We start from the raw sequence: 20,086 nt of genomic DNA, 5'->3' as shown, positions 1-20,086 counted from the left end.
CGCTCATGCCCGAGTTCATGTCCGACGTCCTGTCACCGATGCACGGATTTCCCACGATCTGCACCCCCCGTGGACCCGTTCCCGAGGCCGCGCCCCACTGGAACCCGCAACGTTCGAGCTCGATGCCGTCGCACCGCTACCGGTCGGCGTTCGACCGCGTCGACATCCCGCTGACCGGCCGGGGCTGGCCGCAGGCCCGTATCGAGCGCGCCCCCCTGTGGGTCCCCGTCGACCTGCGCGACGGCAACCAGGCGCTGGCCGAGCCGATGGACACTGCGCGCAAGCGGCGGATGTTCGATCTGCTCGTCGCGATGGGCTACAAGGAGATCGAGATCGGCTACCCGTCCGCGAGCCGAACCGACTTCGGCTTCGTCCGGCATCTGGCGGAGGGCGGGGTGGTGCCCGACGACGTGACCGTGGTCGTCTTCACCCCGGCCAAGCCCGAGCTGATCGAGCGGACCTTCGAGTCCGTCGCGGGGATGGACCGGGTGGTCGTGCACCTCTACATCCCGACCGCGCCCGTCTGGCGGGACGTCGTCCTCGGCCGCAGCCGGGCCGAGGTGCACGGGGTGGTGCTGGACGCCGCGCGGCAGATGGAGCGGCTGGCGCGGTCCGGGCCCGGGGCGGACATCCGCTTCGAGTTCTCACCCGAGGTCTTCATCCTGACCGAACCCGACTACATCCTGGAGATCTGCAACAGCCTCACCGAGCTGTGGGACGCCTCGCCTGACCGGCCGGTCATCCACAACCTCCCGGCCACGGTGGAGATCGCGACACCGAACGTGTACGCGGACCAGATCGAGTACATGCACCGCCATCTGGACCGGCGTGATTCCGTGATCCTCTCCGTCCACCCGCACAACGACCGCGGGACGGGGGTGGCCTGCGCCGAGCTCGCCGTACTGGCGGGGGCGCAACGGGTGGAGGGCTGCCTGTTCGGCAACGGGGAGCGCACCGGCAACGTCGACCTGGTCACCCTGGCCCTCAACCTGCACGCCCAGGGCGTCGACCCGATGATCGACTTCTCGGACATCGACGAGATCCGCCGCACGGTCGAGCACTGCAACCGGCTGCCGGTGCCGCCGCGCCATCCGTACGGCGGTGACCTCGTGTACACCGCGTTCTCCGGCACCCACCAGGACGCGATCAGCAAGGGGTTCGCGCACCGTGCGAGCAGCGGCTCCGGCCTGTGGTCGGTGCCGTACCTGCCCATCGACCCGGCGGACGTGGGGCGTACGTACGAGGCGGTCATCCGGGTCAACAGCCAGTCCGGCAAGGGCGGCATCGCCCATCTGCTGCGGACCAACCACGAGGTGGACCTGCCGGCGGGGATGCGGGCGGACTTCTCCCGCACGGTGCAGGTCGCGACGGACGACAGCGGTCTGGAGGTGACGCCCGAGGACCTGTGGGACCTGTTCGACACGACGTACCTGTCCCCCGGGCGGGACGGCTCGGTCGCCCTGACCTCCTGGTCGACGCGGAGCGGTCCGGCCGGCGAGTTCCACCTCGTCTGCACGCTGCGGGTGGACGGCCGCGAGGGTGACTGCGAGGGCACCGGCAGCGGTGCGGTGGGCGCCTTCACGCATGCGCTGGAGGCTGCCGGGGTGAAGGTCACGGTCCTCGACTTCGCGGAGCACGGGGCCGTCGGGGGGACGGTGACCGCGTACGCGGAGTGCCGGGTCGGCGAGCGGGTGCGCTGGGGCGCGGGCCGGGGCGCGTCGGGCGTGGCCGCGTCGGTGGCGGCGGTGCTGTCGGCGGTGAACCGGGCGCGGGTGTGACGCGGTAAGGGCGACGCACGGGGCGCGCATCCCGGCCGGGTGGGGGGAGCGTGGGGGCCGGCCGGGATGCACGGGCGGGGGAGGTGGCTACTTGTAGGCGCCGAACGCCTTCGTGAAGGCGAGGGGCTCCTGCGCGATCGAGCTGCACGACGCGTCCGCGGACGGCTTCGGCCCGCCCGCGCACTCCTTGTCCCGCGTGCCCGACCACATCGCGAGCCAGGCGAGGCCCTTCTCCTTGGCGAAGGCCACCAGCTGGGTGGCGTCCTCAACCTTGAAGATCTCCGTGGCCACGTCGTTCACACCGATCATCGGTGTGACGGCGACGGCCTTCCACGCGTCCGCGTCGGAGAGGCCCAGCACGCCCTTGATCTGGGCCTGGGTGGCCGTCGCCGCCTGGATGGCGTACGTGCCCATGTCCCCGCTGTACGAGGCGCCGTAGTCCATCGCCATGACGTTGACCGCCCCGACGTCCACGCCGTTCTTCCTGGCGTCGGCGATGAGGTCCACGCCGGGCTGGGTCAGGCCCTCGGGCATCACGGGCAGGGTGAAGGAGACGTCCAGGCCGGGGTGGGACTTCTGGAGCTGGGCGATGGCCTGGGAGCGACGGGAGTTGGCCGCGGTGTCGGGCAGCGCCCCGCCCTCGATGTCGAAGTCGACCTTGGTCAGCTTGTACGTGTCGACGACCTTGCCGTACGCCGCCGCCAGATCGGTGACCGAGGTGCAGTTCAGCGCCAGCTCGGAGCCGGCGGCACCGCCGAAGGAGGCCCGGACGTCGCCGCCGGCCGCGCGCAGGGCGCCGATCTGAGAGGCGACGTGGTCGTCCCCGAGGCCGGTGACCCCGCCCCAGAGCGGGGCGCAGCTGCCGCCGGAGGTGATGAAGGCGAGGTTGAACTGCTTCACACCGGTCTTGGTGGCGGTGTCCACCAGGTCGTACGCCGGGTAGAGCGAGGTGTCGACGTACGGGGCGAAGCCCGCACCGCTGACCGTGCCGCCACTGCCGTCGGTCTTGGTGGGCGTCGGCGTGGGGGTCGGCGTCGCGGTGGCGGTGGGCTGGTCGGTGGGGGTGGCCGAGGCGGTCGGGGTGGGGGTCGCGGTCTCGGTGGGGCGGCCGCTCGGTTCCGGTGTCGCGCCGGTGTCGACGGAGCACGTGGCGTGGTCGATGAGGCATCCGGTGGGGTCGGCCGCCGTGCCGTCGGAGCTGGTGACGAAGCCGACGGTGACGGTCCCGCCGGGTGCGAGCTGCTTGTCCCAGCTCGCCGGCCTGACGGTGACGTGGTTGCCGCTGACGGTGTGCTCGCCGTTCCAGAGGGAGCTGAGCTTCGTACCTGCGGGCAGGTCGAACTCGAGTGTCCAGTCGGTCTTCACCTGGTCGGTGTCGTTGGTGACGACGTACTGCCCGGTGTACCCACCGGTCCAACCGCTGGTCCTCGTGTAGGCGGCGCCGACCGCCGCCGCCTGGGCCGTGCCGGTGAGCGCGAAGACCGTCCCGCCGATCACGGCCGCGGCGACGACCGCGCCGATCGCCTTGGTCCTGGTGCTCGCCGTTCGCCGGTGCGTGCTGGTGCCCATCGCGTGCCTGCCTCGTCATACGGAAGTGGGGATGCGGGAGCACGCTAGCGGCCCGGAATCCGACAAACGGAATGATCCGGACCGGAGTTGATGTTCTTAGGGTTGGCTTAAGGAGCGCATCGGCCGGTCTAAAGGTTCGGGCCCGCACCGGATCGGAATCGGCGTTTTGTGCTGCGCCCGATCACTCCGCGCCGCTGCCGCCCCACCCGGTGCCCGCGCCCCTGCGGCTGCTGTCCGTGGAGCCCGATCCAGATGCGCACCTCGGTGCCGCCGAGCACGGACCGCCCGATGCGCACGTCACCGCCGGTGGACTCGGCGACGCGGCGGACGATGTCGAGCCCCAGTCCGGTCGAGCCCACCGCGCCCTTGGCCCCGCCCCGCCCGCTGCTGCCGCGCGCCAGTGCGGCCTTCGGGTCAGCTATGCCGCCGCCCGCGTCCGAGACGAGCACGATGACCGCGTCCCCGCTGTGGTGGACGTCCACGGCGAAGGCGGTGCCCTCCGCGGTGTGCCGGAAGACGTTACCCAGCAACGCGTCCAGCGCGGCCGCCAGTTCGGGGCGGGCGACCGGGATGCGTACCGTGCGGTCGACTCCCGCGAGTCGCACCTCGCGGCCCTCGTCCTCCGCCAGCGCGGACCAGAAGTCCATCCGCTCACGGATCACCTCGGAGGCGTCGCAGCCCGCCCCCGGCCCGCCGTTCTGCCCCTGGGGCTGGGGACGCTGTTCGCGGGCGGTCCTGATGATCGTGTCGACCTCGCGCTCCAGCTGCTGCACGGCCGCCCGGGTCTGTTCGGCCGCCGGCCCCTCTCCGAGCGAGGCGGCGTTCAGCCGCAGGACGGTGAGCGGGGTGCGCAGCCGGTGCGAGAGGTCGGCGGCCAGTTCCCGCTCGTTGGCGAGCAGTTGGACGACCTGGTCGGCCATCGAGTTGAACGCGGTGGCGGCGGAACGCAGTTCGGTCGGCCCTTCCTCCGGCACCCTGGTCCCGAGCCGCCCCTCCCCCAGGTCGTGCGCGGCACCCGCGAGCCGCCGGGCCGGTTCCACCATGCGCACGCCCAGTCGGTCGGCCACGGCGACCGAGCCGATGATCAACGCGACGCCCACGCCGGCGAGCATCAGCCAGGCCGTGGCGACCCCGTTGGAGACCTCGTCCTCGGGCACGAACACCTCGACGACGGCGGCTCCCTCGGAACCCAGCGCGGTCGGCTGGAGCAGCGCGGAGCCGCCCGGCACCTCGGTGATGGAGGCACGCCCCGACTCCCGTACCGTCTCCAGGTCCTTTCGGGTGGCGCGCCGACGGCCGATCTCCACCGCCACGCTGCCGGCCTCACCGGACGCGGGGACGTGGACGGCCATCCGCCCCGCGGCTCCCGGTTCGGTGGTCAGGACGGCCTTCTCCAGCTCGGTGCGGTCGGTGGTGATGGAGAGCGTGGGGCCGATGGCCGCGGCCTGCCGTTCGGCGTCGGAGAACGCGCGGTCGCGCGCCATCTCCTTGATGACGAGGCCCAGGGGTACGGCGAAGGCGACGACGACCATCGCGGTGACGGCCAGGCAGACCTTGACCAGGGCCCATCTCATGCGGGCTGCTCCGGGGGTGCGGCGGGCGGCTGGAGCTTCACGCCGACGCCGCGCAGGGTGTGCAGATAGCGCGGCCGGGCGGCGGTCTCGCCCAGTTTCCGGCGCAGCCAGGAGAGGTGGACGTCGATGGTCTGGTCGTCCCCGTAGGACTGCTGCCAGACCTCCGCGAGGAGTTCCTTGCGCGGGACGACGACGCCCGGGCGCCCGGCCAGGAAGGTCAGCAGGTCGAACTCGCGCCGGGTGAGGTCGAGTTCCGTGCCGTCGAGTCCCGCCCGGCGCCGCAGCGGGTCGACGGAGAGGCCGCCCACCTGGAGGACGCGGGGCGGTGGGGCCTCGGCACCGGCGGCCCGTGAGCGGCGCAGTACGGCGGCCATCCGGGCGGCGAGGTGCTCCACGGAGAACGGTTTGGTCAGGTAGTCGTCGGCGCCGTCGTTGAGCAGTCGGACGATCTCGCTCTCGTCGTCGCGCGCGGTCGCGATGATGACCGGCACGTCGGTGATGCCGCGCAGCATCTTCAGCGCCTCGGCGCCGTCGAGATCGGGCAGCCCGAGGTCGAGGATCACGACGTCGAACCGGAAGTGGGCGACCTCGCGCAGCGCTTCGAGCGCGGTGCCGACACTCCGTACCGTGTGGGAGGCCTCGGTCAGGTGCCGGATGAGGGCGGAACGTACGAACTGGTCGTCCTCGACCACGAGCACACTTGGCATGGGCGGCACCGTACGCCATTCAGGTCCTGTCCGTCCGGTGGCAGTCGGGACACCGCCCGCGGCCGTAGTGCAGGATGTGGCCGATGCAACGAGGACTCGTACACGCGCTCGCGTGGTCGCTCGCCACCGGCGCCGCGGTCACCCTGACGTGGTGGGGTGTGCACACCGTGATGGCGGGCACGGCGTACGACCCGCCGCGCGCGGTGCCGATCTCGGCGGGTGCCCGGAGCGTCCGGGACGGCGCCGAGACCCTGTCGTCCTCGACGCACCGCCCGCAACCGCCTCCGTCGAGGACACCGTCCGCCACATCCCGTTCCACGCCGAAGCCCTCCGCGACCCCGTCCCGGACACCGTCGCGCACCCCCGTCGGAACTCCGAAGCCGACGGCCACGACGACCACCGCGTCGGGCACGGCCAAGAGTTACCGGACGGAAGGCGGCCGGATCGTCTTCGAGTTCGGCACGGACTCGGCGAAGCTGGTGTCGGCCACTCCGGAGCAGGACTGGTCGGTGCAGGTCTGGACGAACACGACGTGGATCCGGGTCAACTTCTCCAAGGACGACGGCACGACGGTGTCGGTCTTCTGCACCTGGAACGACCACCCGCCGCAGGTCGAGATCGTGAAGTCGTGACGACGGCCGGCCCGTGGTCAGTCGAAGGCGGAGGCCGGCGGCGCGGGTGAGGGCCGGGCATCCGCGTCGTGCACGGCAGCCGCGCCACCGGTGAAGTCGGCGAGCGCCCGCCCGTGTTCGACGCGCCCCGGGTGCGGGTCGGTCGCCACCCTGCGGGTCAGCTCCGCGACCTTCGGCGCCACGTCCGAGGCGAGCAGTACGGCGTTGCCGAAGCGGCGGCCGCGGAACACGGTCGGGTCCGCCGCGAGCGCCAGCTCGGGGAAGACGGCCGCGGCGGTGGCGATCTGGCCGCGCAGGTGGGCCAGCGGCGGCCCGTCGGCGAGGTTGGCCACGTAACTCCCGCCGGGCTTCAGGACGCGGCGCACCTCGGCGAGGAACTCGGTGCTGGTGAGGTGGGCGGGGGTACGGGCTCCGCTGAAGACGTCGGCGATCACGAGATCGGCCCAGCCGTCCTGCATCTTCCCGAGCCCGGCGCGGGCGTCGGTGGCGCGGACCCGGATCCTGGCCTGCGGGTCCAGCGGCAGCTCCCGGCGCACCAGCTCGACGAGGGCGGCGTCCACCTCGACGATCTGCTGGGTGGAGCGGGGGCGGGTCGCGGCGATGTAGCGGGCGAGGGTGAAGGCCCCGCCGCCCAGGTGCACGACGTGCAGGGGCTGTCCTGCCGGTGCGACCAGGTCGGCGATGTGACCGATCCGGCGCTGGTACTCGAACGAGAGGTACGCCGGATCGTCGAGGTCCACATGGGACTGCGGGGCACCGTCGATCGTCAGGGTCCAGGCGCGCCGGCGCTCCCGGTCGGGTACGAGCTCGGCGAGACCGCCGTCCACGGGTTCGGTGACGTTGCCCCCGGGGCGCTCGGAGCCGCGCGCGGCCTTGCGGTCGGTCCTGCGGTCCGCGCGCTGCTTGCGGTCGCCCGCACCGCCGGCCGCTCCTCGACGTGCCACTGCTACTCGTCCCTGCTCACTGCTCATCGTGTCCGGGACCGGTCGGGGACCGGCCGTGACGGGCTGATCGAGGCACCCGCCGTCCGGCCATTATGAGCTCGCAGGCGGCCCGGCAGCCTCTCAGCGGCGGTTGTCGGCCGCTTCGATGAGCCGGGCCGCCTGGTCGAGCGCCGCCCGCAGCACGGCCGGGTCGGTGACCGGGGTGTCGTCGGCGGGCGGCAGCAGCCAGCCGCTGCCCTGGACCGGCGGCTCGGCGGGGAGGCGCAGCCCGCGGCCGTCGGTCTGCGTACAGGCGCTGCCCGGTACGTCCCACGCCTGCGCGGTGCCGGGGGGCACCAGGAAGCCTAGGGTGGCGCAGGCTCCGTCGTGGAGGACCGGTCCGACCGCCTCCTGATCGGCGCCGCGCCGAAGGATGTCGACGGCCTCCAGCCCTTGCCGGGCGGGGACGGTCACGAGATCGCAGGGTTCGGGCTCGGTGGGTGCGCCGGGGACGCCGGGCGTCTCGGCGGGTGCCGTGGTGCCTGTCGTCGCCGTGGTGGCCGCCGTCGTCGCGGTCGTTCGCGATCCGGTCGCCGTGCCGAGGTGCAACAAGGGACCTCTCCTCTCATCGCCGGGCGGAGCCGGACTCCGTCTCCGCATGGACCAACGCGCGGACCGCGTCAAGGGCTACGGTGCAGCACCGCCGCAAAGGGTGGCAGTTCATGGCGGATCGTGGTCGAGATGTCCTTTTTGCGGGCAAACGCAGCGTGTGTGACCCGTCACAGCAGGTACGTTCTTGCTCCGCCGGGACACCGGAAACAGGCGCCCGGCTCGCACCAGAGAGGGCCCCGCCATGGTGTCGACACGGGCAGTTCCCAACCTCGCCTTCCGGCGGCTGCGCGGACGGCGCTCCGCCGGGGAGTTCGCTGCCGCGGTACGCAGGTCCGCTCGCGAGATCGGTGAGCAGGTCGCGTGCGACGCCCGGTACATCGGACGCGTGGAGTCCGGCGAGATCCGCTGTCCCAACTACGCGTACGAGCGGGTCTTCCTGCACATGTTCCCCGGGGCGACCTTGGCGGACCTGGGCTTCTCACCGCGCGAATCGGTACGCGGCCGGAGGGGCCGGACCACCGCGGACGCCCTGCCACCCCCGACTTCCCCGCTGCTCGTGTTCGGCAGCGACACCGACGAGGAGAGCGACGTGCTGCGTCGCGCATTCATGACGAGCGGCACCACCGCGGTGGCGGCCGCCTCCCTGGGCCTGGGCCTCGGTGGCCCCGCCGCCGCCTCCGTGCCCGCACAGCGCCGGGTCGGCGAGGCGGAGGTGAGCGCCGTCGAGAAGGCGGTGCGGCAGATCCGCCTGCTCGACGACCGGCACGGAGGTGACGGCCTCTACCGGCGGGCGTCGCAGCCGCTGCGGGCGGCGTACGCCCTGCTCGACGCCGGCACCGCGACCCGCCGCTCCACGGCGGACCGGCTGCACGCGGGCGCCGGTGAACTGGCCATCTCGGTGGGCTGGCTGGCCCATGACTCGGGCCGGTTCGAGGACGCCCGCTCGCACTACGCGGAGGCGCTCGCCACCGCACGGCTGGCAGGGGATCCGGCGCTGGAGGCGCACGCGTTCTGCAACGCGTCGTTCCTGGCCCGCGATACGGGCCGGCCGCGCGAGTCCGTACGCGCGGCGGAGGCGGGGCAGCGGGCCGCACAGCCGCTGGGCTCGCCGCGGCTGCTGGCGCTGCTCGCGCTGCGGGAGGCGGGGGGCCGGGCCGGGCTCGGGGACCGCACCGGCTGCGAACGGGCGCTGGGCCGGGCGCACACCGCGTTCGGGAAGGGGCCGTCCGCGGCGGACCCGGAGTGGATGACGTTCTTCCGGGAGGCGGAGCTGGAGATGCTGGAGGCGCAGTGCTGGGCGGCGCTCGGCGACTGGTCGAGGGCCGCCCGCCACGCGCGGCGGGCCACGCGGCTGCAGGACCCGCACTTCACCCGGAACCTGGCGCTGTACCGCACGGAGCTGACCTGGGACCTGGCCCGGGCGGGTCTGACGGAGGAGGCTGCGGCCACGGGCCATCGGGTGCTCGACCTGCTGGACCAGGTCCAGTCCACCCGCATCCGGTCGATGCTGGCGGACGCGGTCACGGTCCTGCGGCCCCGGGGCCGGGGCTCGGTGGACGTCAAGGACTTCCTGGACCGTCACGCGATGTCGGCGGCCGGCACGTGACGGACTCACTCCCGAGTGGCCGCGAAGCCGGTGCCCCTCACGGGCGGCCGTAGGCCGGTCCAGCCCCTCCGGCGCACCCGGCCGGGAGTGCCGGACGGTGGGCGCCCGCCGCGTGATCGCGGACGGAACCGTTCGCCCGGGGGCGGGGGCCGGGGCCCGTGAATCAGCCGGTCCCCCCGATCGAGGGCCACGGCCGGCGCCCGGGAACGCGGCGCACCGGCTCCGTCCTCGCCTGCCGGACGGGGTGAGGGGCGCCGGGCCCCCGAGCGCACCGCGCCCTATCCCTCCAGGTGCCCCGTGTCGTTCCAGCGCTCCAGTGCCGGCGCACCGTACGCCCATCCCAGGACCGACAGCGATGTCGGCTCCAGCCGGAGGCGTGCCGCGAACGACGCGTCCTCGCCCAGCCACCGCGCCCCCAGCACCCGCAGGATGTGGCCGTGGGCGAAGACCAGGACGTCGCGGTCGGCCGAGAGCGCCCACTCGACGACCTCGTCGGCGCGGGCCGACACCTGGGCCAGGGTCTCCCCGTCCGGCACCCCGTCGCTCCAGATGAACCAGTCGGGGCGATCCGCCTTGATCTCGGCGGGCGTCATCCCCTCGTACGCGCCGTAGTCCCACTCCATCAGCGCGTCCCACGGCTCGGCCCGGTCGCCGAACCCCGCGATCTCGCACGTCTCCGACGCCCGCACGAGCGGGCTGGTGCGGACCTCCAGGCCGGGCAGATCCACCCACGGCCTGCGGTGCAGCCGCTCACCGAGCAGCTTGGCCCCCTCGCGCCCGGAATCGAGCAGCGGAATGTCCGTCCTGCCGGTGTGATTGCCCTTGACGGACCATTCAGTCCGGCCGTGCCGGGCCAGCAGGATGCGCGGTGCCATGTGTCAGTTCTCCCTGAAAAACTGGGACCTGAGATGCGGGATCTGAGATCTTGGACGTCTACGGGGACGAATCCGTCCGGGATGGAACGGGCGGAACGGATGGAGCGGGGAAACGGATCGTCCGGATTTCCATCATCGCGTACCTTCGCGAGAGGCAACCCGGGGGGCCGCATCGGCGTCCCACTGACCACAGACGAATCCGAGCAGCTGAGGGGCCACCGAAAGTGCACCCCGGGCGCGGCGCGGCCGACCCGCACCGTACGGTTGAACGCCCGCCGTCGGCCGCATGAACACATGATGGAGAACTTCCGGATGCCGCATGCCACCACCGCGCCCGTGCCGCGCCCCCGCTGGTGGACCGAGCTCCCGCTCCTGGCCCTGGTGTACGCAGCCTACTCGGGCGGCAGACTCCTGGTCCGCGGCGACGTGTCGACCGCCGTCGACCACGGACTGCGCATCCTGCATCTGGAGAAGGCCCTCTTCCTCAATGCCGAACATCCGCTCAACCGGCTGTTCACCGCCCACCCCTCCATAGGCATACCCGCCGACTTCGCCTACGCCTCCCTGCACTACCTGGTCACCCCGGCCGTCCTGATCTGGATGTTCAGGCGTCACTCGGCCGCCTACCGCCGGGCCAGGACATGGCTGATGACCTCCACGATGCTCGGCCTCATCGGCTTCACCCTGATGCCGACCTGCCCGCCGCGGCTGCTGGCCGCCGGGCACGGTTTCGTCGACACGATGGCCCAGTACAGCGCGTACGGCTGGTGGGGCACCGAGGCGAGCGCCCCGCGCGGCATGGGCGGCATGACCAACCAGTACGCGGCGATGCCGAGCCTGCACGTCGGCTGGGCGCTCTGGTGCGGCATCCTCATCTGGCGCCACGGCAGGCACCCCCTCCTGCGGGCCGCCGGCGTCGCCTACCCGCTGATCACGGTCATCGTGGTGATGGGCACCGCCAACCACTACTTCCTCGACGCCGTCGCCGGCGCGGCCGTCATGGGCGTCGGGGCTCTGCTCGCCAGGCCCGTCATGCGCCTCGCCGACCGGGTCCGGAGCGCGGTCCTGACCCGCTTCGCACGGGTGTCCCCCGCCATGAAGTCCCCGGATGTCAGTGCCGGATGCAAGACTTCCGCGGGTGAGCGAATCCCCGGCCAGCGGTCCACCTCCGCAGATCCCACCGATGCAACAGCACCGGCCGGCCCACCTGCCCCGGCCGACGTCCCCGCCGCCGCGGGACGAGCCGCAGGCGGTGACGCTGCGACGGCGGCTCGCTGAGCTGAGGGGACCGGCCGTAGCGCCCCGTCCGCTGGACGCCCGCGCGCTGGCCGCCCTCGCCGCCAACCCCGGCTGCAAGCGGCGCGCCCTGCTCGACGGGGCCGGGGTCGACAAGGGCGCGCTCGCCACCGCGCTCGGTTCACCGGCCGCCTTCGGCCAGTCCCAGTTCGCCTTCATGCGGGGCAACGCCTTCGAGGCCAGGGTCAAGGCCGACGGCGGTACGGAACTGATGCGCCTGCTCCACCAGGGGTTCGGCGAGTCCGGCGAACCACCCCGGGACGTCGCCACGCCCGATCTGGCGGCCGCGGGCCCCGAGGGCCGCGCCGCCCGGACCGCGCTCGCACTGCGCGAGGCGACCGCGTCCGGCGGCTGGGCGCTGCTCGACCACCCGATGCTGGCCCTGGAGGTGGCCGGGTCCCCCGCCTATCTGGAGCCGGACGCGGTGGTCGTCCACCCCGACGGCACGTGGACGGTCGTCGAGATCAAGTCGTTCCCCATGATCGACGGCTCCGCGGACGCGGCGAAGGTGGGCGCGGCGGCCCGCCAGTCCGCCGTCTACGTGCTGGCGCTGGAGAAGGTCGCCGCGGCGACCGACGGCGCCGCGGTCGGCCACCGGGTGCTGCTGGTCTGCCCCAAGGACTTCTCCAACCTGCCGACCGCTTCCGTGGTCGACGTACGCAAGCAGCGCGCGGTCACCCGCCGGCAGCTGACCAGGCTCACCCGGATCGAGGACATCGCGGGGGCCCTGCCCGAGGGCACCACCTTCGACCCGGAGTGCTCCGCCGAGGAGCTGGACACCGCCGTCGAGTCCGTCCCGGCGGCTTACGCGCCGGAGTGCCTGGCCGCCTGCGAGCTGGCCTTCCACTGCCGGGCGAAGGCCCGCGCCGCCGGTGCGGTCGGGGCGCTCGGGCGGAGTGTGCGGGGCGAGCTCGGCGGACTGACCACGGTCGCCGGCGTGCTCGCCGCGGCCGCGGGCAAGGAGGGCGACCCAGCGGACCCGACGGTCGCCGCGCTGCTCCGCGCGGCCGCGCTGCGGGCCGAGGCTCTGGAGGGCAGCACCGCATGTCGCTGATCGGCACCCTGGCCCGGCTGGAGGCCGTGGAGAGCGGCCGCGCCCGGCCGATGGCCACCGTCCGCCACCGCCACCTCGGCGACCGGCCGCTCGTGCTGGTGCCGCTCACCACGGCGGGCGAGGCCGGCGCCCCGCTCGGCGCCCTCGTCGGTACGGACCGCGACGCCCCACGGCTGCTGGCCGTCGCCCAGCCGCGCGACCGGGATCTGCGGTTCGCCTTCCTCGCGGAGCTGGCCGAGACGGTCCTGCCGTACATCGAGTCGTACGCCGATGTGATCGAGCCGGCCGAACGGAGCGAGACCGACCCCGGTACGGGCAAGAAGGTCAAGGTCGAGACCGAGCTCTGCACGGACGCGGCGCAGTTGATCGTGCCGAGCCGGGCGGGCATCGAGTTCGTCCGGTTGCTCGGCCGCTCCATGCGGTTCCGGCGCACCGCCGAGGACGACCCCGACACCCCGTATCCGGCGCCCGCCCGGGTCCCGCTGCTGGGCCGCTGGCTGACGCACTACGGCGAGCGTGCCCGGGTTCCGGGCTCCTCGCTGCTGCTGGCCGGCACCGATCTCCTGAATCGGCACTGGGCGACGGGCCAGTCCTCCCTGGAGGACCAGCACCTGGGCGCCCTGCTCGCCTGGATCGACCCGCCGGCGGGCGAGTCGGGGGCCGAGGCCGCGCTCCGTGCGGAGCTGGCCCGGGACGCCGGGCACCAGCTGCTGTGCCCGCCCGCCGGACCGGCCACCGACCCGGACTTCGACAACCGGCTGCTGGCCCCCGCGATCGAGAAGTACGACCGGGCGCGCACCTCGCTGGCCGCCGCCGAGGACGGTCTGGCGGCCGATGCACGGCTCGCCGAACTGACCGCGGCGGAGCGGGAGATCCGGGGGCTGCTGGCCGGTGTGCTGCGGCCGACCTGGGACGCGGTGTGGCGGGGCCTGGATCTGCTGCGGGAACTGCCCGAGGGGTCCAGGGCCGAGGACCGCTGGACCCGCGACCGCTGGTCGTTCACCGCCCACCGCGACCGGGTGCGGGCCGGTGAGCCACCACAGCCGCGCCGGGACGACGCGGTGACGGCGGCCCGCAAGCTGGCGGCGCGGGAGACGGCGCAGGCGCAGCTGGACGCCCAGGAGGCGCTGGACGATCCGCTGGTGCTGGCCGGCCGGCGGCTGGCGGGCGAGGCGTTCCTCGGCGAGGTGACCGCCGTGGAGATGGCGTACAGCGAGTCCAAGCGGCCCTCGCCGCGCCCGCTGGTCACGGTCCGCACGGCCGAGCAGCCCCATCTGGGCGAGCGCGTGAAGGTCTACCGCTCGCTGGACGGCAAGCCGCAGACCGCCGAGTTCGCCGGCTACGCGGCGGCGGACGCCGGTCCGCAGTCGTTGGTGCTGCGGATCACCGACCGGATGGGCCGGGGCAAGGAGCCCGCCCCCGGTTCGGTGCCGGAGCCCGGTGACGTCATCGCCTGGACGCTCTTCGAGCACGACCAGCGCGGCGGGCCGCAGTTGCCGGATCCGGAGGAGACCCCGTGGACCCACGGCGGCCCGCCGGGCGGCGCGGCGGCTGTGGAGCTCCCCGACCCCGTGACCACGGAGGACCTGCTGTGACGGCCGTATTCGACCCGGGCGCGGCAGCGGGCCTGGCGACCGCCCGGATCCTGGACGACACGCTGAACGGCTCGGCCCGCGGCATCGTGGTGGACTCCCCGCCGGGTGCGGGCAAGTCGACGCTGGTGGTACGCGCCGCGCTGGAGCTCGCCGCGGCCGGCCGGCCCCTGATGGTGGTCGCGCAGACGAACGCACAGGTCGACGACCTGGTGGTCCGGCTCGCCGAGAAGGATCCCGGCCTGCCGGTCGGCCGGTTGCACAGCAACGACTCCGATCCGTACGACAAGGTGCTGGACGGCCTGGCCAACGTGCGGAAGTCGGCGAAGGCGGCGGACCTGGCCGGGCTCGACGTCGTCATCTCGACGGCGGCGAAGTGGGCCCACGTGAAGAACGTCGAGCCGTGGGGCCACGCGATCGTCGACGAGGCGTACCAGATGCGCTCGGACGCGCTGCTGGCCGTGGCCGGGCTCTTCGAACGGGCGCTGTTCGTCGGCGATCCGGGCCAGCTGGACCCGTTCTCGATCGTCGGCGCGGACCAGTGGGCGGGGCTGAGCTACGACCCCTCCGCCAGCGCGGTCAACACTCTGCTCGCGCACAACCCGGAGCTGCCTCAGCACCGGCTGCCCGTCTCGTGGCGGCTGCCGGCCTCGGCCGCGCCGCTGGTGTCGGACGCGTTCTACCCGTACACGCCGTTCCGCAGCGGTACCGATCACGGCGACCGGCTCCTGTCCTTCGGGGTCGCGTCCGACGGCTCTCCGGCGGACCGGGTGCTGGACGAGGCGGCGGAGTCGGGCTGGGGCCTGCTGGAGCTCCCGGCCCGGCACACCCCGCGCACCGACCCCGAGGCCGTACGGGCCGTGGCCCTGGTGGTGCGCCGGCTGCTGGACCGGGGCGGGGCGGCGACCAGCGAACGCTCCCCGGACCCGGCGCCGGTGACGGCGGACCGGGTCGCGGTCGGCACGGCCCATCGCGACCAGGCGGCCGCGGTGCGGGCCGCCCTCGCCGAGCTCGGGGTCACGGGGGTGGCGGTGGACACCGCGAACCGCCTCCAGGGCCGTGAGTTCGACGTCACGGTGGTCCTGCACCCGCTGTCCGGCCGCCCCGACGCCACCGCGTTCCACCTGGAGACGGGCCGGCTGTGCGTGCTGGCCTCCCGCCACCGTCACGCCTGCATCATGGTGTGCCGCGCGGGAGTCACGGATCTGCTGGACGAGCATCCCTCGACGGAACCGGTCCAGCTGGGCGTCACCGTGAAGTTCCCGGACGGCTGGGAGGCGATGATGACCACGTACGACCATCTGTCCAACCACCGGGTGTCGTGGCGCCCTTGAGGACCGCCCCCGCGCCTGGCGGGCGGGCCGGGGCAGCGGTGCTACGGGACCAGGACGAGGCGCTCGCCGGTCTGCTCGGTCCACGCCTGCGCGATCCCGGCCAGCGGCACGGCCCGGGCCCGGACGTCGAGGGCCCCCTCGGCGACCGCCGCGGCCAGTTCCGGCAGCTCCGCGACGAAGTCGCGGGACGGAACCGACCCGATGCCGCTGCCCAGGATCTGCAGTCGCGCCGCGCGCAGCGCCGCTGAGGGTACGGGGGCGGTCGCGCCGGCCATGGACCCGATCTGGATCCAGGTCAGCGGGGCGGAGCGATCGGCCCGGGCGGTGAGCATCGGGAGCATGGCGCCGGCGGCGGGTCCGCCCCAGACGAAGTCGAGGACGACGTCGACGTCGGCCGCGACCGCGGCTTCGTCGAAGGTGATCGTCCGGTCCGCTCCGAGTGCCTCAAGAGCCTTGAAGCGAGTGGTGTCACGGCCGGCGGCGATGACCTGCGCGGCGCCGAACCGCTTGGCGATCTGGATCGCCATGCTTCCGGCGCTGCCGGTGGCGCCGAGGATGAGGACCCGCCCGCCCTCGCGGAAGTCGATGCGCCGGCGCAGCGCCACTCAGGAGGACATGCCCGGATTCATCGCGGCGGCGACGCGGACCGGGTCGATGTCGTCCGGCAGGAGCACACTGCGGCGGACGTCGATCACGGTGCGCTCCGCGAAGGTGCCGAGCTGCGTGTCGTCCAGGACCGCATAGCGCAGGCGTCCGGCACCGTCGCGCACCACGGCGTCGACGCCGGGCACGAGGGGGAAGCCGCCGGAGCTGGAGTAGTGCGTGCCGTTCGCCTTCGCCCGGGTGAGGTGGTGCAGGCCCGCCGCGAGAACCTCCACCACCATGTCGTGCTCGCCGGTGGCGACCGGATCGGGGTGCTCGCCGTATGCCGGCGGAGCGTCGAACGAGGTGATGACCGCAGCATGCATGAGGGACTCCCGGTCGGGTTCGTTTGCATTACCAAGCAAATCCAGAGTTATTGGTAATGCAAACAATGTCAAGTAGAGTGGCGGGTATGACCACCGACGACCCCGAGGGCGCCATCGACGACCCCGAGGATGCCGTCGCCGATTCCGAGGACGCCCTGATCGACGGACTCGTCCGCAGCGCGTTCCAGATCATGGGGGTACTCACCCGTATCGGCGCCGAGCAGGACCTGTCCCTCACCCAGCTGCGGGTCCTCGGCATCCTCCGGGACCGGCGCCCCCGCATGAGCGACCTGGCGGCCTTCCTCGGCCTGGACAAGTCGACCCTCTCCGGCCTCATCGCCCGCGCCGAACAGCGAGGACTCCTGACACGCGCCGCCAACCCGGACGACAAGCGGGCCGTCGATGTCCTCATCACGGACGCGGGCCGCGAACTCACCGGCCGGCTGTACCTGGAGGCCCGTGCCGCCCTGGCGCCGGCGACAGGCCGCCTCGACGCGGCACAGCGCCGACAGCTCGCCCAGCTGCTCGAACCCGTCCTGACCCCGCCTCTGCCTTTGACGCCGCGCCCTGTCGGCCGACGCTGACCGATCCTCACGGCCTCCCCAGGAGCCGTCCCCCCGCCGCGGTCCGGGCACCGACGGAACACCGGGCGCGCCAAAAGCGTTGGAGGCGGGGGCGCATGGGGGCACACCGGATCGGAAGCGGGCGGCCGCACGCCCCCCGCCAGTTCACGGAGAGGCCCCAGGCGCCCTTGCGGCGGGCTGGACAATGGAGGGTGGCCGTCGGGCCCACCGGAGGAGGAAGAACCACATGGCACAACCCGAGCGGAACGAGCAGCAGCGGCTGCGCCCCGCACCCCTGCTCTTCGAACCGTCGGCAGCAGTCGCCGATCCCGAGCATTTCTTCGACCTGGAGTCGATGGACGATCCGAAGGAACTGCTGAGCCGCGCCACCGAGCTGACCCTGGCTTTCCGTGCCGCGACGGACCGGGCGGTCGAGTTCCAGGCGATCGCGGCGGCACAGCTGGCGGATCCCCGCCGGTTCGACCGGCTGACGACCGAGGACATCGCGCAGCGGGCGGAGTGGACCGAGGACTACGCCGTGAAGATGGTCGAGTTCGGCCGCAGCCTGCTGAACGACCCGGGAGCCTGACGACGCCCGCACGATCCGAGATCCCCGGGCGTGAAGGGCGCCCGGTTCCGAGCCTTGACGGCGCCCCGCACTGCACTACCGCCGCGACAGCCCTTGCGAGGGCTGCGATGACTCCGGGTACAACCGCTGGCATATGCCAGCTGCGCAAGATACTCCCCACTCCCCCCACCTGTCCTGATTTCCGGCAACTCTCGGAATCCGGTTGATCACTCCGGGTAGACCTGTGCATATGACCGCATGGCTGCCAGACGAAACGACCCTGCATCACGGCAACGCGCCCCGCCATCACGGCGGCGCGTCCCGTCGGCGCACCGACGAGGACGCCGACATCTTCGCCGTCCTGCGTGAGCAGGCCGGGAACCGGACGGCCCAGGTGACCGCGGCCGGGGCCGCCTGGCTGGCCGGCGCCTCGGCGTATCCGCGCAGCACCCTGGCCCAGTGGGAGTCGCACCCCTCCGCCCCCGGGGTCCTGCCGTGCGGTTCCGCCTTCGACGTGGTAAACGTGCCGACTCTCTTCGGGCGACGCATGCTGGAGCACCTGTGGGCCGACGGCCCGGGTTCCGGTCCGGTCGCCACGCACCGCGGCCGGATGCTGCTGTTCGCCTCCCCCGGCACCGCCCAGCGACTGCCCTCGCTGCTGGACTGGGAGGAGTGGGGATCCGGTCCGGGGACGCGGTCCGGCAGGGACCCGGTGGGGCCGGACGAGGACGGCCCCAGGGTGCCGCCGCTGCTCTGTCACGGCACGGGCGACGCGGTGACGGTCCCGCCGCTGACCTGCGGCCCGTCGGCTTCCGGGCCGCGCTGGGTGGTCGCACCGGACATCCGCAATCCCTGGCTTCCGGGGCCGGACGTCCTGCTCTGGGCCTGCGTCCGGGTGGCCCGGTCGGCGCCCGCTCCGGCCCCCCGGATTTCGATTTTTCCTCCCACCGATCAGGGTGCTAAGGTCTACGACGTCAGCAGGCGCCGCTAGCTCAGTTGGTTAGAGCAGCTGACTCTTAATCAGCGGGTCCGGGGTTCGAGTCCCTGGCGGCGCACAGACGGAAGAAGCCCCCTCGCGAGAGCGAGGGGGCTTCTTCGTTGTCCCCCACCGCGTCGCGTCGTCACCCACCACGTCCGGCCTGTCCGTGGGCCCCCCGTCACGTCCCCGTGGTGATCCGGACCGTCCACGCACCCGACGGCGTCCGGTCGGCCACCTCGACCGTGGTGTGGCCGCCGGGGACGGAGTACGTCTCGCCGACCCTCAGCGGCGCGTCCGCGAGCGGCGGGTAGACCGAACGGTCCCAGCAGGCGTCGGTGTCGGGGTGGGTGTCGAGGACGTCGACCGGGCCGCCCCCCGACGGCGTCCCGTTGCGGATCCGGTAGAGCAGCACGCCCTCGGTGCATGTCGCGCTGTCGTTGCCGGTGGCACTGCGGGCCTCGATGGCCACGGCACTGCCCTCGCCGGTCCTGATCACGGCGAGCCGGGTACCGATGGACGCGCCGGGCACGGGCACGGCGGCCATCGGTTCCAGAGTGATGACCCGGTCGCCCTGGATGCAGGTCACCTGCCGGTCGTCGAGCCAGCCCAGCTTCCACTTGTGCCAGCCGAAGAGGTCCGGCGCGAGGCCGAACTGGCTGCCCATGACGTCCCAGTCGCCGACGTACGTGTCCCAGTCCCCCTTGCCGTCCGAGGGCCGGTGGTAGAGGTCGGGCAGGTCGAAGACGTGGCCGGTCTCGTGGGCGAGGACGTTGTGGTCGGGCGGGTGCTGCTCGAAGACGGTGACGACGCGCCTGATGTCCGTACCGTCGGCGTGCAGCGGCCGGTCGAAGTTGACGACCTTGGTGGCGTCGGAATCGACTCCCGGGGCGTCCGGGTCGGCGACGAAGTAGACGATGTCGTACTTCGAGAAGTCGACCTCGGGGTCGGCCGCGTCGATCGCGTCGCGCAGGTAGGCGCTGCGCCGGTCGTCGTCCCAGTCGCGCTGTATCCCGTACTGGACGGACGGCTTGGGCATGCGGATCCAGTGCCGCAGGGGATGCGGGCGGAGGGTGAACTTTCCGTACGAGGCGCGCTGGAAGAACTCGCTGGTGGCGGGGAAGTGGTCGGCGGCGAGTTCGGCGGGACTGGTGACGGGCCGGGCGTCGGGGAACGAGAGGAAGACCATGACCGCGTCGAGGGAATGGTCGGGCCGCGGATAGGCGCCGTTCCACGCGTCGAGGCCGAGCGAGTGGTGGGCCTCGGTCCGGGGCAGCGCGCAAGGGGCCGCCTCCCCGGTGACGGCCACGGCCGGTCCGGCGACGAGAGAGGTGGCGACGAGCGCCAGGAGGGAGATCAGACCCGCTGCCATCGCGCGCGGACTCGGTCTCTCCATCCCTCCGGGCCCTTGCTGACGCGGCACATCTACCTCCGGTGCGGGGTGCGGGCTCCAGGACCC

19 protein-coding genes and 1 tRNA gene are annotated in these 20,086 nt (G+C 73.1%); 11 read left to right on the top strand and 9 right to left on the bottom strand.

Annotated elements, in window-relative coordinates; all coding sequences use genetic code 11:
- The first annotated feature begins 5 nt into the window (after window positions 1-5).
- On the top strand, window positions 6-1,778 hold the full coding sequence (locus OG538_RS23760) for a 2-isopropylmalate synthase (protein ID WP_406100273.1): 1,773 nt from the start codon (window positions 6-8) through the stop codon (window positions 1,776-1,778).
- A gap of 87 nt (window positions 1,779-1,865) precedes the next feature.
- Here OG538_RS23760 and OG538_RS23755 read toward each other — a convergent pair whose 3' ends face one another.
- From OG538_RS23755 to OG538_RS23745, 3 genes are all read right to left on the bottom strand, one after another.
- Complete coding sequence (locus tag OG538_RS23755; RefSeq protein ID WP_406096724.1) at window positions 1,866-3,347, bottom strand: cellulose binding domain-containing protein; 1,482 nt, start codon at window positions 3,345-3,347, stop codon at window positions 1,866-1,868.
- A 128-nt stretch (window positions 3,348-3,475) separates the two neighbouring features.
- Window positions 3,476-4,921, bottom strand: coding sequence for a sensor histidine kinase (locus OG538_RS23750; RefSeq protein WP_406096722.1), 1,446 nt, complete (start codon window positions 4,919-4,921; stop codon window positions 3,476-3,478).
- Window positions 4,918-5,628 (bottom strand): response regulator transcription factor, encoded by a 711-nt coding sequence (locus tag OG538_RS23745; protein ID WP_406096720.1) that lies wholly within the window; start codon window positions 5,626-5,628, stop codon window positions 4,918-4,920. The genes OG538_RS23750 and OG538_RS23745 overlap by 4 nt, the downstream gene beginning before the upstream one ends.
- Before the next feature lie 83 nt (window positions 5,629-5,711).
- Between OG538_RS23745 and OG538_RS23740 the strand changes: the two genes are divergently transcribed.
- Window positions 5,712-6,260: a hypothetical protein gene (locus OG538_RS23740; protein WP_406096718.1), complete on the top strand. Its 549-nt coding sequence runs from the start codon at window positions 5,712-5,714 to the stop codon at window positions 6,258-6,260.
- Window positions 6,261-6,277: 17 nt separating this feature from the next.
- Here the strand turns inward: OG538_RS23740 and OG538_RS23735 are convergent, their stop codons facing one another.
- A complete protein-coding gene (locus tag OG538_RS23735) occupies window positions 6,278-7,204 on the bottom strand; it encodes a spermidine synthase (protein WP_406096716.1) in 927 nt (308 codons plus the stop codon).
- Window positions 7,205-7,324: 120 nt separating this feature from the next.
- The gene (locus tag OG538_RS23730; protein ID WP_406096714.1) at window positions 7,325-7,795 is read right to left on the bottom strand and encodes a hypothetical protein; all 471 of its coding nucleotides are present in this window, start codon (window positions 7,793-7,795) and stop codon (window positions 7,325-7,327) included.
- Window positions 7,796-8,036: 241 nt separating this feature from the next.
- Here OG538_RS23730 and OG538_RS23725 point away from each other — a divergent pair, with 241 nt between their 5' ends.
- Complete coding sequence (locus OG538_RS23725) at window positions 8,037-9,401, top strand: tetratricopeptide repeat protein (RefSeq protein ID WP_406096712.1); 1,365 nt, start codon at window positions 8,037-8,039, stop codon at window positions 9,399-9,401.
- 278 nt (window positions 9,402-9,679) lie between these two features.
- Here OG538_RS23725 and OG538_RS23720 read toward each other — a convergent pair whose 3' ends face one another.
- Window positions 9,680-10,276: a histidine phosphatase family protein gene (locus OG538_RS23720; RefSeq protein WP_406096710.1), complete on the bottom strand. Its 597-nt coding sequence runs from the start codon at window positions 10,274-10,276 to the stop codon at window positions 9,680-9,682.
- 312 nt (window positions 10,277-10,588) lie between these two features.
- On the opposite strand from OG538_RS23720, the gene OG538_RS23715 reads away from it, so the two are divergent.
- From OG538_RS23715 to OG538_RS23700, 4 genes are read left to right on the top strand one after another with little or no spacing between them, the layout of a single operon-like run.
- Window positions 10,589-11,554, top strand: a complete 966-nt coding sequence (locus tag OG538_RS23715; protein ID WP_406096708.1) for a phosphatase PAP2 family protein — start codon at window positions 10,589-10,591, stop codon at window positions 11,552-11,554.
- Window positions 11,460-12,626, top strand: coding sequence for a hypothetical protein (locus OG538_RS23710; protein ID WP_406096707.1), 1,167 nt, complete (start codon window positions 11,460-11,462; stop codon window positions 12,624-12,626). Before OG538_RS23715 ends, OG538_RS23710 begins: the two co-directional genes overlap by 95 nt.
- Window positions 12,617-14,221 (top strand): hypothetical protein, encoded by a 1,605-nt coding sequence (locus tag OG538_RS23705; protein ID WP_406096705.1) that lies wholly within the window; start codon window positions 12,617-12,619, stop codon window positions 14,219-14,221. The genes OG538_RS23710 and OG538_RS23705 overlap by 10 nt, the downstream gene beginning before the upstream one ends.
- Window positions 14,218-15,552 carry an AAA domain-containing protein gene (locus tag OG538_RS23700; RefSeq protein WP_406096704.1) on the top strand — a complete coding sequence of 445 codons (1,335 nt, stop codon included), beginning with the start codon at window positions 14,218-14,220 and terminating at the stop codon, window positions 15,550-15,552. Before OG538_RS23705 ends, OG538_RS23700 begins: the two co-directional genes overlap by 4 nt.
- Window positions 15,553-15,593: 41 nt before the next feature.
- Here OG538_RS23700 and OG538_RS23695 read toward each other — a convergent pair whose 3' ends face one another.
- Window positions 15,594-16,157: a zinc-binding dehydrogenase gene (locus tag OG538_RS23695; RefSeq protein ID WP_406096702.1), complete on the bottom strand. Its 564-nt coding sequence runs from the start codon at window positions 16,155-16,157 to the stop codon at window positions 15,594-15,596.
- Window positions 16,158-16,520 (bottom strand): hypothetical protein, encoded by a 363-nt coding sequence (locus OG538_RS23690; protein WP_406096700.1) that lies wholly within the window; start codon window positions 16,518-16,520, stop codon window positions 16,158-16,160.
- 86 nt (window positions 16,521-16,606) lie between these two features.
- Here OG538_RS23690 and OG538_RS23685 point away from each other — a divergent pair, with 86 nt between their 5' ends.
- The 4 genes from OG538_RS23685 (at window position 16,607) to OG538_RS23670 (ending at window position 18,706) form a co-directional block, all read left to right on the top strand.
- Complete coding sequence (locus tag OG538_RS23685; RefSeq protein ID WP_406096698.1) at window positions 16,607-17,104, top strand: MarR family winged helix-turn-helix transcriptional regulator; 498 nt, start codon at window positions 16,607-16,609, stop codon at window positions 17,102-17,104.
- Window positions 17,105-17,330: 226 nt separating this feature from the next.
- On the top strand, window positions 17,331-17,672 hold the full coding sequence (locus OG538_RS23680) for a hypothetical protein (RefSeq protein ID WP_406096696.1): 342 nt from the start codon (window positions 17,331-17,333) through the stop codon (window positions 17,670-17,672).
- A gap of 229 nt (window positions 17,673-17,901) precedes the next feature.
- Window positions 17,902-18,642 carry a bifunctional DNA primase/polymerase gene (locus tag OG538_RS23675; RefSeq protein ID WP_406096694.1) on the top strand — a complete coding sequence of 247 codons (741 nt, stop codon included), beginning with the start codon at window positions 17,902-17,904 and terminating at the stop codon, window positions 18,640-18,642.
- A tRNA-Lys gene (locus OG538_RS23670) sits at window positions 18,633-18,706 on the top strand. Before OG538_RS23675 ends, OG538_RS23670 begins: the two co-directional genes overlap by 10 nt.
- A gap of 102 nt (window positions 18,707-18,808) precedes the next feature.
- Here the strand turns inward: OG538_RS23670 and OG538_RS23665 are convergent.
- Window positions 18,809-20,023: a M6 family metalloprotease domain-containing protein gene (locus OG538_RS23665; RefSeq protein ID WP_406096692.1), complete on the bottom strand. Its 1,215-nt coding sequence runs from the start codon at window positions 20,021-20,023 to the stop codon at window positions 18,809-18,811.
- Between the last annotated feature and the right edge of the window lie 63 nt (window positions 20,024-20,086).

Origin of the sequence: Streptomyces sp. NBC_01013 (assembly GCF_045162765.1) — a bacterium.
Taxonomy (GTDB): domain Bacteria; phylum Actinomycetota; class Actinomycetes; order Streptomycetales; family Streptomycetaceae; genus Streptomyces.
The sequence above is the reverse complement of the archived record's forward strand: the minus strand, read 5'-3'. Positions and strand labels throughout refer to the sequence as shown.

What these genes read in the sequence shown, in the direction of transcription:
- OG538_RS23745 (WP_406096720.1), bottom strand. Translation starts at nt 5,628, where the DNA reads ATGCCAAGTGTGCTCGTGGTCGAGGACGACCAGTTCGTACGTTCCGCC.
- OG538_RS23705 (WP_406096705.1), top strand. Translation starts at nt 12,617, where the DNA reads ATGTCGCTGATCGGCACCCTGGCCCGGCTGGAGGCCGTGGAGAGCGGC.
- OG538_RS23680 (WP_406096696.1), top strand. Translation starts at nt 17,331, where the DNA reads ATGGCACAACCCGAGCGGAACGAGCAGCAGCGGCTGCGCCCCGCACCC.
- OG538_RS23665 (WP_406096692.1), bottom strand. Translation starts at nt 20,023, where the DNA reads ATGGAGAGACCGAGTCCGCGCGCGATGGCAGCGGGTCTGATCTCCCTC.
- OG538_RS23725 (WP_406096712.1), top strand. Translation starts at nt 8,037, where the DNA reads ATGGTGTCGACACGGGCAGTTCCCAACCTCGCCTTCCGGCGGCTGCGC.
- OG538_RS23675 (WP_406096694.1), top strand. Translation starts at nt 17,902, where the DNA reads ATGACCGCATGGCTGCCAGACGAAACGACCCTGCATCACGGCAACGCG.
- OG538_RS23710 (WP_406096707.1), top strand. Translation starts at nt 11,460, where the DNA reads ATGCAACAGCACCGGCCGGCCCACCTGCCCCGGCCGACGTCCCCGCCG.
- OG538_RS23715 (WP_406096708.1), top strand. Translation starts at nt 10,589, where the DNA reads ATGCCGCATGCCACCACCGCGCCCGTGCCGCGCCCCCGCTGGTGGACC.
- OG538_RS23720 (WP_406096710.1), bottom strand. Translation starts at nt 10,276, where the DNA reads ATGGCACCGCGCATCCTGCTGGCCCGGCACGGCCGGACTGAATGGTCC.
- OG538_RS23685 (WP_406096698.1), top strand. Translation starts at nt 16,607, where the DNA reads ATGACCACCGACGACCCCGAGGGCGCCATCGACGACCCCGAGGATGCC.
- OG538_RS23740 (WP_406096718.1), top strand. Translation starts at nt 5,712, where the DNA reads ATGCAACGAGGACTCGTACACGCGCTCGCGTGGTCGCTCGCCACCGGC.
- OG538_RS23750 (WP_406096722.1), bottom strand. Translation starts at nt 4,921, where the DNA reads ATGAGATGGGCCCTGGTCAAGGTCTGCCTGGCCGTCACCGCGATGGTC.
- OG538_RS23755 (WP_406096724.1), bottom strand. Translation starts at nt 3,347, where the DNA reads ATGGGCACCAGCACGCACCGGCGAACGGCGAGCACCAGGACCAAGGCG.
- OG538_RS23760 (WP_406100273.1), top strand. Translation starts at nt 6, where the DNA reads ATGCCCGAGTTCATGTCCGACGTCCTGTCACCGATGCACGGATTTCCC.
- OG538_RS23690 (WP_406096700.1), bottom strand. Translation starts at nt 16,520, where the DNA reads ATGCATGCTGCGGTCATCACCTCGTTCGACGCTCCGCCGGCATACGGC.